Source organism: Rhodococcus pseudokoreensis, assembly GCF_017068395.1.
GTDB classification, from domain to species: Bacteria; Actinomycetota; Actinomycetes; order Mycobacteriales; family Mycobacteriaceae; genus Rhodococcus_F; species Rhodococcus_F pseudokoreensis.
In genome coordinates, this window is record NZ_CP070616.1 from 63,530 (window position 1) to 77,479 (window position 13,950).

A 13,950-nucleotide genomic window follows, 5' to 3' on the forward strand; every position below is an offset into this window, starting at 1 on the left:
GTAGATGCCTGAATGAATTGACTGCGGTGTCAAACGCCGCTTCGCTCAGGGCCCGCGAGGAACTCGCCAAATGATGTCGATGGCATACGGCACCGCGATATTCATCTCTGTACCTCGCCGAGTAAGCGGGGACGTGCCGCAGGACTTTCCTGGCTTTCCCGGCCCGGCTTCATCGAACTCCCACTAGGAAGTCGCCATGATCGGTATGTCATCTCCCACCGCCATCCAACACAGATGCAGCTCACCGGCACCCAAACTGTCCGGGCGCGAACGGGCATATCGATACGTGCGAGACGAGGTGCTGCGCTATCCGGAATCGACAGGAACATTTCTCAACGAGCAGGCCCTCGGAACGCTCCTGGGTATCTCCCGGACACCGGTCCGGGAAGCTTTGCTACAACTGCAAGCCGAGGGATTCGTCGAAGCAATTCCCAAACGAGGAGTCTACGTCGCGCCAATCGAACGAACACCGCGCCATCGTCGATGCCCTCACCAACGGCGACGAGACACGGGCGCACAACGCAATCCAGACGCACCTCGACTCCATCCAACACACATTCTTGCGCGCTTGACGACGAAGCGGACGATTCCTTGCGGCACGAACCCGGCCGCAAAACCTGTCCGCCCCAAGCGCCGCTGACGCCGCCCTCCGTTCGCCCGCGGAGGGCGGCTCCCTATCCCCGCCCGACCCGGGGCGCCACCTGACACGAGATCGACGACAGAGAGAACGAGAAGGTCTCCATGAACATCACCGACACACCTCCAACACGGCGTCACCGGGTCGTCGTCATCGGATCCGGATTCGGTGGCCTCTTCGCCACAAAGGCTCTACGCCGGGCAAATGTCGACGTGACAGTCATCGACCGCACCACCCATCACCTCTTCCAACCCTTGCTCTACCAAGTGGCCACCGGGATCCTCTCAGAGGGGGAAATCGCCCCGTCCACCCGGATAATCCTGAGGAAACACACCAACACCACAGTCCGACTAGGTGAAGTCACCAGAATCGACCTCCTCGGCCGCACCGTCACCTCCACAGATCAAGGAAAAACGACGCTCACCGGCTACGACAGCCTCATCGTGTCTGCCGGCGCGCAACAGTCGTATTTCGGCAACGATCACTTCGCCGAACACGCGCCAGGGATGAAGACCATCGACGACGCCCTCGAGCTGAGAGGCAGGATCCTCGGTGCATTCGAGTCCGCCGAATCGACCACCGACCCTGCCGAACGGGAAAGACTGCTCACCTTCGTCGTCATCGGTGCGGGCCCCACGGGAGTCGAAATGGCAGGTCAAATCGCTGAGCTGGCTCACCTCACCCTCGTCGGCGCCTACCGCAACATCGATACCCGCGATAGCCGGATCATCCTGCTCGACGCCGCACCGTCCGCTCTGGGTCCCTTTGGACCGAACCTTGGTCACCGGGCAACCCGAACGCTCGCCACGATCGGTGTAGACGTGCAACTCGGGGCTGCAGTGACCGGAGTCGATCGGCACGGCCTCACCGTTCGACACGCAGACGGAACCGAACGAAGAATCAATGCAGTCTGCAAGGTCTGGTCCGCCGGCGTAGCAGCGAGCCCACTTGCCAGACAACTCGCCGCTCAAACCGGCTCCACCCTCGACAGAGCGGGCCGCATCAACGTCAACGAAGACTATTCCCTGCCAGGCCACCGAGGCGTTTTCGTCATCGGCGACATGGCCACGCGAGGCGGCCTACCCGGTGTCGCCCAGGTCGCCATCCAGGGCGGGCGGTATGTCGCCCGCCAGATCAAGGCCGATGTAACCGCCACCGAGAAGAGCAGCCCGCAGCCGAAACGACCGCCCTTCATCTACAAGGACAAAGGATCAATGGCGACGATTTCCCGCTTTCATGCCGTCGCCAAAATCGGAGGACTGCAATTGACGGGCCTGATCGCCTGGATTCTGTGGCTCGCGGTCCACGTGGCGTACATCGTTGGGTTCCGCAGCCGGCTGACAACCCTGCTGTCGTGGACATGGACCTTCCTGGGCTCCTCGCGAGGGCAACTGACGATCACTCAGCAACAGGTCGCCGCGCGAAATGCCCTCGGACGACTCCACCGGATCCGGCACGACGAACGTGTGAACTACGAGGTGGTCACCCGTGCAGGCTGATACGCACCACATGTCGCAGGCAAGCCGAGTTATCGCGTTCATATTGAAGTGGCAGGGTTGGCAGGCCTGGATGATAGATGTCGACCCTAATAATGTGTCTCGAGTATCCCACGGCCGTTGTGTAAAGGGGCGGAGCATTCACGCGGACTAAACCCGATTCCCGCTTAATGTTGTTGCACAACAATGTATTTAGAAACTCTGCGATCAGCGGCTCCTGCAATGTGGCCCGCGCTGCCTCAAGAGTGATACGAGGTAATCCTGATCCGATTGCCCGTGGGGTCGGTGATTACATCGGCCAACGTAAGCCCCTCGTTGTCTTTGACGGAGATATCAAAAGGCAAGTACATCAAAGTGATCCGCCGTTGCAGGCGGTTTCGTCGCATGTGCGGCCGAGTCGGCGCTGTAAGAGCCCGAAGGCCGGGCACGGTCCATGGGCCCGATCTCCCCGTCGAGAACGATGCACCCTCCCCCGTCCCGAACGCCCGTCGACAGAGCCTCGGCGACCACCGGGTAGAAGACGGTCACGATGTCAAGATTTCGCGTCCACAATTCCGGCTCGCGACCGCCGCCGACGGAGGCCAGGATCCGGCAGCCGTCGTGCTTTATCTCGAAGCTCCACGGACGGTCCGGCCGTCGCGAGCATCGGCCGCGATCAACCGGCTCATACCCGCGTGTCCGTCCGGTGACACGGGATTGTCCTCGGTGTGGCGCTGTGACCTGGGTCGAGGAATTTTGATTGGCGGGATTCGGTTGTGCCTGTCAGCGTTTCGGGGGTTGGTGACATGGCCGCCGTGCGCAGTGTGCCAGTGAATCTTGCTTGAACCGGCGGGCGCTGCCGTCTGCTCATGCACCGTCGCTTGATCGGAGAATCTCTCGAACGCCATGACGCACACCCCTCCTATCTCGTCGCTGCGGTCCACTACTCCACAGCCGCCGTCGACACCGACATCTCATCCATACACAAGAACTTTTCGGACGGATGGCCGTAGGTCCAGGAGACCGTCAGCGCGACTGGATGCCTGGAAGGGCCGACGGAGGGTCGCCCGCAGTGATCGTCGGACGATCCACGTGCAGGTAGCGAGTCCACCAAGCGGCTCCTGACGATGGGAGGTGCGACCGAGTACACCCGTCGCTGGTGGGTGCAGGGGCGATGGTTGACGTGCCCGGGAGTGAACGGTCGCAGGACGCGGCGCAACGTCGATGGGATATTCGGTTGGTCGAACACCGTGGGCATGGTGCCGGGCCGCAGCAACGCCATCTTGTCGATGCGATTGACGCCGGCGACCATGCCCACGATCAGAGAGTCCACCTTCGGGCCAGGATTGCCGCTCTTTCGGTGGGCAGCGTCAGATGCTTGCAGGCCAAGAGCTTGAGGCAATACCGCCGCGCCGACCCGATCGGCGGACCAGTCTGGCCAGGAAAGGGGATTGTGGTCGTCGAGTACCGTGGGTTTCGCTATTCCTACCCACAAACCACCTCGGAACATTGGTGGTACAGGCTCAGGCGGATAAGTCCCGGTCCGGGACGGCCGCGTCGAGAATGTCAACTACCCATTCGCATGTGCACACGACGCCTTCGGTATATCCGCCTCCGTCGTCGTGTTCGACCGTGTGCATTCGTACCCAATTGCCTTGCGAAGCTGCCGCACGCGCGACCTCGAGTGCGGCAGCGACGGGGTTGCCCGTCGTCGATTCCTGACTGGTCCAAGTTTGCAGGACTGGAATTCCCTGTGGAAGCGGCCATGCTCGTGGTGCGAGTGTCGCCGGCACATACGAGTCATGTTTGCAGAAATGGGCCGTCCACTCGATGGAACCGTCGTCGACGCGTTCGCTGGCCACGCGGACACCCAGTCCGATGGTGTACGCAGCTTCCAGTTGCTCGAGGAAATTGGGTGAGTCCAGCCCGTAGTACAGCTCTCGCACAAGTTCTTTCCGTGCGCTGCTGTCACCGGCCTCGGCTTCGGCCTCACGGAGAGTGTGGCCGCGGAGGTAGCTGTGCACCGCCATGCTCACCGGGGCGGGCATTTTGCCTAGAACATTGTCGAGCCCGACCTCTGATCGCGTTGCAAGGTAGTCGTTCAGGGCGCCGACAAGCGGCTCGGTGAGCGCTTGATCGCGTGAACCGACAGTGGTCACAACCTCGATCTTGTCGGCATGGCTGATGAGGGCGAAGATCCGACATTTGCCTGCGCTGTCATACGAAACGAACCGTTCAACGGTCATGTCTCTCCTCGGAGGTAGGCGGCGGCCACTCTGCTGTTCGTGACCGCCGAATCGAAGTCAGGAGAACTTGTCGGTCGAGTTGCAGACCCGATCGCATCGTTCAAATCGCTGTCAGCCTGGGTTCTTGCCCGGCTGCGTCGCAGACGCAATACTGCCATGGCTGCGGCGGATATGTCCCAAGGTTCGGCGTGCGAGCCGCCACCGTGGCTGTGTGCACGGTGGGTCACTCGACGTCGAGCAGAGCGGGTCGACTGTGACCGGGCCGTCGCCCTTCCTGTGACACGATCAAGAATTGTCGGAGCCTTCAGCTAGCGTCCTCGGCGTGAGCAGTGAGGGTGGGGCCTTCGACGGTGAGACCACCGGCGTCCGAAACGGCTCCGCGGGGCGGCGAGTTGCCGTCGACGGTCTCCCTGCTGTGCCCGAAACCGGACCCTCCGATGAAAACACGTGGAAGCCAGATCAGCAGGATGCGATCGGGTTTGCTCAACGCGTCAAGGCACTTGCGACAACTGCACCTCTCCACGAACTCGAGGCCCGCAAGGCACAAGTGCAGACGGCCGACTACACCGTCTACCAAATGTCTGAACTCGCGCTGCATACTATTGACCTGGTCACGATCGCGATGGACTTCGATACTGGGGCGAAACCAGATCAGGTCTTGACCGACCTCGCCCGGCGCGTGGCAGCCCACGCTCCCGATCGCAATGAAGTGGAACATCAGCGAGTTGCGCGCTGGGTGCTGGAGAACCTGCTCAACGTCGGCTCGGCTGACCGCGGCTTCCGCACCATCTACGGCGTGTCCGGCCCCGACGGCTACGCTCGCCGCAGATTCGACTTCAAGCTCTTGGAGGAAACCCTCGGTCCGGACGGCGACCTGTATCTGCGCGCGTCCAACGAGGCCGTAAACGTGCTCGTCGGAGCGCTGGAGATCGACCTCGAGGCCGCCCACATCGCTGCTGACGTTCGTCTCGACATCCTTATCAAACGAGGCCGGCTCGCCGAGGCGCAGGCGGCCGCGCAGAACGCTCGCTATCGCACCATCCAGTATGGCGAGATGCTGCGCCAACGACTCGAAGCGACCAGCCGCGACGTGCGGAATGTCGATTGGGCAGTCGAGATGCCAGAGTTCATCGAAGGCGCACTAAGTCATATCGAGGACCGTTACCGCGCCGAAAATGCGATTCTCGTAAACATCACCGAGGTGCGCGACAACGCCGACACCCCCGCCCGCAAAGCGCAGGCAGCCACCCTCGTCCACGTCGTCCGCGACTGCCTGCGTCGCCACGATCAGCTCCAGGCTGCCCTCGAGAGCGCCGGTCGCCGATTCAGGGCGGAGCAGGACCGGCAGACGTTCACCCACACCTATTCACCCGCGTCCTTGGACCTCCACTCTCAGTTGCTCACACCGGTTCTCTCGTGCTCCGTCACGGACGCTGACAACGCACTTCTCCGGTTCTTCAGCCCCGCAGCCGGTCTCGTCGTACCGCATGCAGTGCGCCTGGCTGATCTGTTCGACAACCTCGTCACCCCGCCGACCGAGCGAGACGCACTCGGTGCCGTCCTCGACGAGCCAGACCTGAGCAGCGGTGAGGAATCCCCGCAATTCCCCGACGCCAGCTATCGTCATCTGGCCCAGCTACTCGACCTCGACCCTGAGACACCGCAGAGGCTCTCAGGGCTTCTGGCCGACGCGCGTACCCGTCAGCAAGATGACCCCGAAGCCGATGACCTACCCCTGCTCGTCGTCGTCCGCGTCCTGGCGCTCGCAGCCCAGGAGATCGCCGCCGCCCGACGTCATCGCGATCCGAGTGTTCTGATGGCGATCGATGACGGCACACCACTGCAAGACCCCAACTTCGCCGGCGCCGACCTCCTCGTTGGTCGCGCCGCCCTGCTTGATGCTGCCGACCTCACGATCGCGGACGCTGACACTCACCCGAACGGCCCGGGCGCCGACGATTTGCCGCCCATTGCCGCAACCGCCGCGGCCGACACGGTGCCGCAGGCATCGTCATCGGGCGACGGGGACAACGAGACCGACACCGCCGCCGCCGAGATATCGGCGCTGGCACAGACTCCGACACGGACGACGAGGAAGGTGCAGTGTGAGTACGACTTCGGCGAACACACAGACCAGCGTTTCGGCGACAGGTAGCACCGCGCGATCGGTCGCAGACGCCTCGCGCTTGGTTGCATACGCCCTACGGCCCAAGCAGCGCCCTGCTCGCGACGAAACCTATGCCGATCTCGTTGGTCGTTTCCGACACGACGACGCCTTCGCCGAGCTCGTCAAGGCCATCTGTTTCGGGATGGGCCTCATAGTCCTCGACGTCGACAACCGGCACGGCATCGTTGTCGCGAGCACGGGCGACAGCGTCTTCGCGGTCAAAATGACCGACTACGCCAAACGTACCGGCGGTGAGGGCAAGGCACACGAACGCGTCCTTCATGCTCTCGCGCACCTGGGCACCGCGACCCTGGCCTACCCGCGTCCCGCCGACCTAGCCAATCCCGCCTACGTCGGACGCGTCACCGTCAATGGCGTTGAGGCGTTCGTCAGGGAAGCGACCCGGAGGCTCGCCGAAGTTGCCACGGAGTCAAACGACCAGCACGACCCACCTGCGGACGCCCCGGACCTCGAGGCAGCGTGGCGTGTCTACTCGCGCCGTGCCTCCACACCAAGCTCAGGCGACGGCCGTCGAGTCGCATCCTCGACAATCGGGATGGTCGGGAAGGCCCTCTCCTTCCTCGCCGACCAAGGAATGCTCACTCGACGCAGCGACGATGATGGCGGAACTTACCTCACCACTAGCCGCTACCGGGTTCAGGTCCTTGAAGCCGGCAGTCGAATGTTCGCCGAGCTCATCAGCCTTGGCGTCACTGAGGTCACCGACGGCAACGGGACCCTCGCACCGATCGAGTGGACCGAGAAAGACGTGAACCAACTGTGACAACCAGCCTGACGCGACCCGCACGAACACTGCCCAGTGGAGCTGATAGACCATGCACGAGCTGAACCGAATCCGCCTCGTCGGAATTGGCCCCCGCGGAGCCCGCTATTCCGATGTCACCCTCGACCTGTCCAACCTCGGTGACACCGTCGAAGCCCGCACCCTGTTCGACGCCCCGACCCGCCGCCCGTCACCGTTCAGCCTGCTCCTGCTCGAGAACGGCGGTGGGAAATCAGTCCTGCTCAAGTTACTGTTCAGCGTCGTCCTGCCCGGACGCCGCAACACCGTAAGCGGCGCAGCCTTAGACAAATTCGTCCTCGATGACGACACCGGACACGTCGCCATGGAATGGATGAATGTTCGAACCGGCGACCGGCTGGTAACCGCGAAGGTATACCAGCCCCGCGCACGCACCGCGTCGGACTCCAACCCACTCGCCGAGGCCTGGTACTCCTTCCGCCCGTCCGAGACCCTCGCCCTCGACAACCTGCCCGTTACTCACGACGGCCGCCGACGACGCCTCGACGGCTACAAGAACACCCTCGAGGAAGCCGACCGCCGCGCTCCCACCACCCAGCTGTGCTGGCTCGGGACCGACCAAGGCCGCTGGCGTGAGCACCTGCGCGAACGCGGCATCGAACCGGACCTGTTCGATATCCAGCGCCGAATGAATATCGACGAGGGCGAGGCAGCAAAAGCGTTCAAATACGCCTCGTCAAAAGACTTCGTCAACTGGCTTCTGACCACCGTCACCGACCCCAAGGACACATCGTCCATCGCTGACACGTTCGCCCAGTGGGCCACCACCCTTGCAGAGCGTGAACAAATGATGCTCGAACGCGACTTCCTCAACGGAACAATCGCCCGCCTGGACCCCGTCGCCGACGCCCATCGAGTCAAAACCGAAACAGCAAAGGCGGCCGGAAAAGCCGCCCACGATGCCGAATGCTTGTACGACGACCTCATCCGCCGCCACCGCGCCGAGCAGGCCTCCTCAGACGCCCTCTCCAGTCAGGTAGACGAAGCTCTCCGCCTGGTCACCAGCCGATCGACCGAGCGTGACGCCGCCCGCGCCACGCTAAACGAGGTGCACCTCCAAACCCTGCAGCTCGAACTCGCCGACGCCGACGCCGCCGAGTCGGACGCCCAGCGCAAGTTCGACGAGGCCAACATCGAGCGCATCGGCTGGGAAATACTCCCCGCCCTCGACGAACGTGACCGTGCCATCTCGATTGCCGACGCACTTGCCGCACAGGTCGCCGCGGCGACGGAGGACGCCGCGCCGCTGCTTCACCGCCGCGACGAGACGGCAGCTCGGTTACTCGCGAAGTACTACGCCGAAGCCGACATCGCCGAAACCGACGCGAACAACCACGACTCCCAAGCACGACTGCACGAGGCCGAGGCGGCGATCGCGAAGGAAGAATGGGGTGTCGCGGGACAACTGCGTGCGACCGCGACCGAGCGGCTCCGCGCCACCCGTCTCGTCATCGCCGACGCGGGCAAAAGCATTGCGACCTGCGCTGAGCAGGGCATCGTGCCGACCGGCACCACCGCCGCGCAAATCGCAGACCTCATCGACCACGCGCGCGATCTCCACGATGCTCGGATGCGCGAATTGACCCACGCCAAAGCCGTCCACGAGCTCACAATTACCCGCGTCCATGACACAGACCGATCGGTGCGCACCGCAGAGAGCGAGCAACGCGCTACCACCGACAGAGCCACCACGGCCACCCAAACGCTCGATGACGTAGTCAAGACGGCCGAAGCGATCGGCGCCACCGAAACCATACGCGACCTCCTCGGAATCGCAGAAAGCGACACCGACCCCAGCGAACCCACCGCCAGCGAACTCGACGGGCGGATGCTCCCCGCAGGTGAAGGCGCAGACATCGTCGACGACGCCGCCGACCGGCTGCTTCCACTGCTGACCGCCGACATCGAAACCCACACCGAACGCGAAGACCAACTGCGAGCCGCCCAACACGTAGCCTCACGAATCCTCGAGTCGCTCGGGGCCGGTGGGCTGCTGCCACCACGACCCGAGGTCGAGGCAGCTCTCGACGTTCTCGAGAATGCCAACGTTGTCGCCTATGCAGGCTGGCGATACCTACACGACGCGGTGCCGGCAACCCAGCGGGCCGAGATCATCGCCAATTACCCCGCGCTGGCCGACGGCATCGTCCTGATCGACCCCCAGCAGACTGCCGCCGCCCAGCAGGCGCTCCTCGATGCCCAGCTCTTGCCTGCCGCCGCTGTCGCAGTCGACTCCGGCGCAGCCTTCCTCTCGCTACCACCTCAGCCACGCAACGAGCAGGACAGCGCGAACCGTTCCGGATTCGTGATCGACCCCACCCCTGCCCTCTACGACGAAGACGCCGCCGCGGCACGCCGGAACGAGCTGTACACACAAATGAACCGGCGCGCAGACGAGCTCGCCGAACTGCGCGCCCTCATCGATGTCACGGAAGGCGTTCACCGCGATCTCGCCCAGTGGCGACGTGCCAACCCACCTGGACGACTCGCTCAGTTGCGTGCTGGCGCCGCCAGCGCCACGCGCCGTGCGATCGAGGCACAAAGTGCTCTCGAAGCAGCCGAAACCGCCCTAGCGCAGGCAAAGACTGAGAAGGAAAAAGCAGAAGTGGCCGCTACCGGGGCGGCCGACGCGGAGCGAGCGGCGGCCGACCTGACGACCAAACGTGAAACCCTCCTCAGCGTCGCTGCCAGCGCAGTCAAAGCGGCCCGCGAACTACCCACACTCGAGGCCGACGTTCGCCGGCACGATCGAGACGCCGCAGACGCTGATCGGCGCAGCGTGGACGCCGCCGAAAAGGTGGAAACCGCCATCCGCGCCGCCGAGCAAACCCGCAGCAAGGCACAACGACTCCGTGCCGCGTGCGCGTCGGTTCCCTCCACCAGCGGACAGCACGCCACCGAGGTGCCGGCCGAGCCTCTAGCCGAGCTGAAGGCCGCAGCCGAAGCCGCGCAGCAGGTCTACGCCGCCGCTGAGGTAGACCCCGATCTACGTCACCAAGCAAACGACGCCGCGGAGAAGGCCCAACGGTGCCGCGACGTACTCGCGACCCGCGACCATGTCCACATCGCCCAAGCCGAACAGTTACGAGCTACCTCTGCTGGCGCAGACCAAGCCTCCTGGACAGCCGGCGCCGCGAACGCACGCACTCGATGCGATCGCCTCGACGAGCAGATCCGCACGGCATCCAAGCTGGTGGGACGTCTCCAGGAAGCGGTCCGCGGAGCCCGCCCCGCGGAACCTGCGCGCAGCTGGACTACACTGCCCGATCGGCTGCGGCCCAGCAACACCCAGCACGGACATCAACTCGAGGTAGTCACCCGCAACGCCTACAACACCGCCCAGGAAGCGCTCGATGACGCCAACAACGTGCACGAGCAGCTGATGAAACAAGCGCAGAATGCGAGAGAGAACGCACAACGTTTTCATCAAGCGCTCCTTAGACTGGAGGTACTGCTCGGGCCCGTTCCCACCGACGTCCAGACAGCAGATGACGCCGGTCTGTTGGCCGGCTACCGCGGTGACGCCGCCGCCGCCGAAGCCGACTCCAAGTCGGCGGTCGAGACCTACCGCACCACACAGTCTGCGGCCGAGAAAGCGAAGAACGAGCTCGCCGAGACAGCACGGACATTAGTCGGCTTCGCCAACCACACCAGGTACGAGGCGCTGACCACGCCGGTCCGCCGCAGCATCGTTGACTCCGCCCCGGACCTGCTCGCCTCCCACGCAGCCGACTGGTCGGCCGCGCTGCAATCGCGACTCGCGACGCTGTCGAGCGACCTGGAGAACGCCAACCGATTCCGCAACAACATTGTCGACAGGCTCACCGCCCTGGTGGACCAGGCCCTCAAGACGCTGCGTCAGGCCACGCGATTGTCGAAGTTGCCCGAGGACCTCAACGAGTGGGGTGGCCGCCCGTTCCTCAGCATCAGGTTCACAGATCCCGACACCACCGCGATTTCGGTTCGCGTCGGCGAAGTTGTCGACAATATGGCTGCCGACTACGCCGACCACGGCGCGAATTCCATGGCACGCAAGGCGACACGACGAGACGGGATGGCGCTGTTGCTGGAATCCATTCACGCCTCCGTGCCAAAGGGATTCACCGTCGACGTCCTCAAACCCGATTCGGTGCTACGTGACGAGCGGGTCAGTATCGAGGAGATGAACAACGTCTTCTCCGGTGGGCAGGAACTTACCGCCGCCATCGTGCTCTACTGCACGCTGGCAGCATTGCGCGCGAACGAGCGCGGCCAGATGCGCAATCGGCACTCCGGTGTGCTGTTCCTAGACAACCCCATAGGCCGCGCGAACGCCTCCTACCTACTCGACCTGCAAAAGTCTGTGGCGCGCTCGCTAGGTGTGCAACTGATCTACACAACGGGTATCTCTGACGACCGTGTGTTGGCCGCCTTCCCTCTGTGGGTCAGGTTGCGCAACGACGCCGACCTGCGCGCCGCCCTCAAACACATCCGAGTCGCCGAGGTGGTCCGCAACCAACTGCCGGTGCCGTATACCGCCGCCGAGCTGGCCAACCCCGAACTGGCCGCCGGGACCGTGACCGCTGCACGGGTCTACCTTCGGCCGCAGTCCCCGCACGACCCGCAGTTGCCGACCGACGGACACATCGATCCCGACTCTGCAGCGGTACCGGTGTGATGCGTCCACCCCCAGACCCCTCGGACGCTGTGATCGCAGAAGTCGCGAAGGAAGTACCGACGTTGGCTCCCCGTACGGCCCGCCTCGCCGCTTTGCTTGAGGAAGCCGAGCGCCGCACCGTTGTTCTCGATGAACTATGGGACATGTGGGCGAAATCCGACCCCGGCGGAATCGGAAGACCCGAGCGCCGAGCGAATCTGGCCGACGCTATCGAGGAACTCAGGGCTGCGAACCTGGTGACACCGTCGAAGAGCATCGACAAGTCCGCCCTGCCGTACCTGCCCACCAGAGTCACCCTCCCAGCTCCAGCGAACTCACCGACCGCCACCGCACTGGCCCGCAGCATCATATGGCGTCCCGAGCTCGCGTGGGCACTGAGCGCCCGGCTGACAGTCGGCCAGGTGCAAACTCTGAGTACCATCAACATCTGGCTGCGTGACAACTCCCACAAGGACGATGAACTGCCGCTGCGCGAACGTTCGCTGGAGGTCTTCGGTCACGAGAAGGTTCTCGACAAGGCGATCAACACGACACTTTTCGGGCCAGGTCGGATCACCCTGGACATGCTTCGAACCTTTCGAACACACCCGCCTCTGGCGGGAACGCGAGTGGGCGATGGACCTGTCCTGCTGGTAGTTGAAAACGATAACACCTTTCACAGCATCCGTGCGGCCCTCCAGGGGCAAGTTAACGAGAGCAGTTGGGGCACAGTTGGTTATGTCGCCTGGGGTGCTGGCGGTGCGTTCGAAGCCTCGGTGCGCTCGACCGGAGACGTGCAAGGGATCACACGAGTGCGGTACTTCGGCGATATCGACATCGACGGACTTCGGATTCCTCGCAGCGCCGCAGCCACAGCAGCCCGAGAAGGTTTGCCTCCCGTGCTTCCGGCCTATGCCCTCTATCAGATGCTTCTGGACACTGATGTGCGCCAACAGCATCGATCTCACGTGATTGCACCCGTCGCAGCGGAGGTCGCTGCGTGGTTGGACCGCCCGCAGCTAGTCTCCGACGTTACGGCGCTTCTCGGGGCGGCCGTTCGAATTCCCCAAGAGGCGTTGACCGCTACCACGCTGGTCCAACAACGAACCTGGTTGGACGGTCTCTAGCCTATTGACTGAGGCGCAGAGCCGTTAGTTTAGCGAGCACTCGACCGACGGCGCCAGACCGACCCGAGACGAGCTGACGACCGGGCGCCCACAGACGGCATGTGCGGGCGCCCGTGGTGATCACCCAATCGCGGGCGCCGGAGCCTGCTCGCTCCGGTGGTCCGTTTCGGCGATACCTGGGCGCTGCGGCGACCGCAGCCCTGACCAGGTATTACGACCGCGACCGGTAGGCGGGTGGTCGCGGTCCTTCACGAGGACGCGCCCGTACTGCAACGGCACTCAAGGGGCGTGTCCGCGTGTTCGGGAATGGCAGATCCGGGCCTGGTGCTGTCGGCGTCTCCGCCAGTGTGGCCAGGATCAGACGTGCTTGTCCCTGCTGTTCATTCGGGGCTCTCAGCGGCTGTCTCGGCGTGATCCCTTCGGGGCGTTCTGAAGGCGATCACGGGAAGGTCTGGGTGAGCGACCCCGCACCGCGGTACTGGGTCTGGGTGTGTCCCTCTGGCAGCTCGTGGTCGGCCGAGTCCGTGCACATCGCGGCGCCTCGACGCTGCGTCGTCCGCAATTCTTGCCTGACCCGAAACGCCCTGGTCTACGGCGACGATAAATACATGGAAGGGCCTATCCTGTGGAGGACTCATGCGCCGCTCAACTGCTGCCGTCGGCACCATCCTTGCTGCACTCCTCGTGATCGGTGGCTGTTCAGGGGATCAGCAGCCGCGGGGCGAACAATCCGCCGGCGAGAGTGGCAACGCATCACCGACGGCGATGATCCCCGCCGACACCACGCCCACGACTACCTTCGGGCAGACGCTCCAGATCGTCAGCGAAGGTTTCGCCAC

The 13,950-nt window shown here is 63.9% G+C and carries 7 protein-coding genes and 2 pseudogenes; 8 read left to right on the forward strand and 1 reads right to left on the reverse strand.

All coding sequences use genetic code 11. The annotated features are described in order from the left end of the window. Window positions 1-205 precede the first annotated feature (205 nt). The 3 genes and pseudogenes from JWS13_RS45395 to JWS13_RS04095 form a co-directional block, all read left to right on the forward strand. A pseudogene (locus JWS13_RS45395) lies at window positions 206-439 on the forward strand (GntR family transcriptional regulator); the annotation flags it as partial. A 37-nt stretch (window positions 440-476) separates the two neighbouring features. Then, the gene (locus JWS13_RS46380; RefSeq protein ID WP_420854994.1) at window positions 477-572 is read left to right on the forward strand and encodes a hypothetical protein; all 96 of its coding nucleotides are present in this window, start codon (window positions 477-479) and stop codon (window positions 570-572) included. A gap of 169 nt (window positions 573-741) precedes the next feature. Beyond that, complete coding sequence (locus JWS13_RS04095; RefSeq protein WP_206004612.1) at window positions 742-2,136, forward strand: NAD(P)/FAD-dependent oxidoreductase; 1,395 nt, start codon at window positions 742-744, stop codon at window positions 2,134-2,136. Window positions 2,137-3,635: 1,499 nt separating this feature from the next. Here JWS13_RS04095 and JWS13_RS04100 read toward each other — a convergent pair. Then, on the reverse strand, window positions 3,636-4,358 hold the full coding sequence (locus tag JWS13_RS04100) for a hypothetical protein (protein ID WP_206004613.1): 723 nt from the start codon (window positions 4,356-4,358) through the stop codon (window positions 3,636-3,638). Between the two features lie 415 nt (window positions 4,359-4,773). Between JWS13_RS04100 and JWS13_RS04105 the strand changes: the two genes are divergently transcribed. The 5 genes and pseudogenes from JWS13_RS04105 to JWS13_RS04125 all read left to right on the forward strand — a co-directional run. Continuing rightward, window positions 4,774-6,513 carry a hypothetical protein gene (locus JWS13_RS04105; RefSeq protein WP_206004614.1) on the forward strand — a complete coding sequence of 580 codons (1,740 nt, stop codon included), beginning with the start codon at window positions 4,774-4,776 and terminating at the stop codon, window positions 6,511-6,513. Continuing rightward, window positions 6,464-7,309: a hypothetical protein gene (locus JWS13_RS04110; protein ID WP_420854993.1), complete on the forward strand. Its 846-nt coding sequence runs from the start codon at window positions 6,464-6,466 to the stop codon at window positions 7,307-7,309. Before JWS13_RS04105 ends, JWS13_RS04110 begins: the two co-directional genes overlap by 50 nt. Window positions 7,310-7,361: 52 nt before the next feature. Beyond that, window positions 7,362-12,005 (forward strand): hypothetical protein, encoded by a 4,644-nt coding sequence (locus tag JWS13_RS04115; RefSeq protein WP_206004616.1) that lies wholly within the window; start codon window positions 7,362-7,364, stop codon window positions 12,003-12,005. 29 nt (window positions 12,006-12,034) lie between these two features. Then, window positions 12,035-13,111 (forward strand): Wadjet anti-phage system protein JetD domain-containing protein, encoded by a 1,077-nt coding sequence (locus JWS13_RS04120; RefSeq protein ID WP_206004617.1) that lies wholly within the window; start codon window positions 12,035-12,037, stop codon window positions 13,109-13,111. Between the two features lie 636 nt (window positions 13,112-13,747). Beyond that, a pseudogene (locus JWS13_RS04125) lies at window positions 13,748-13,950 on the forward strand (hypothetical protein); the annotation flags it as partial.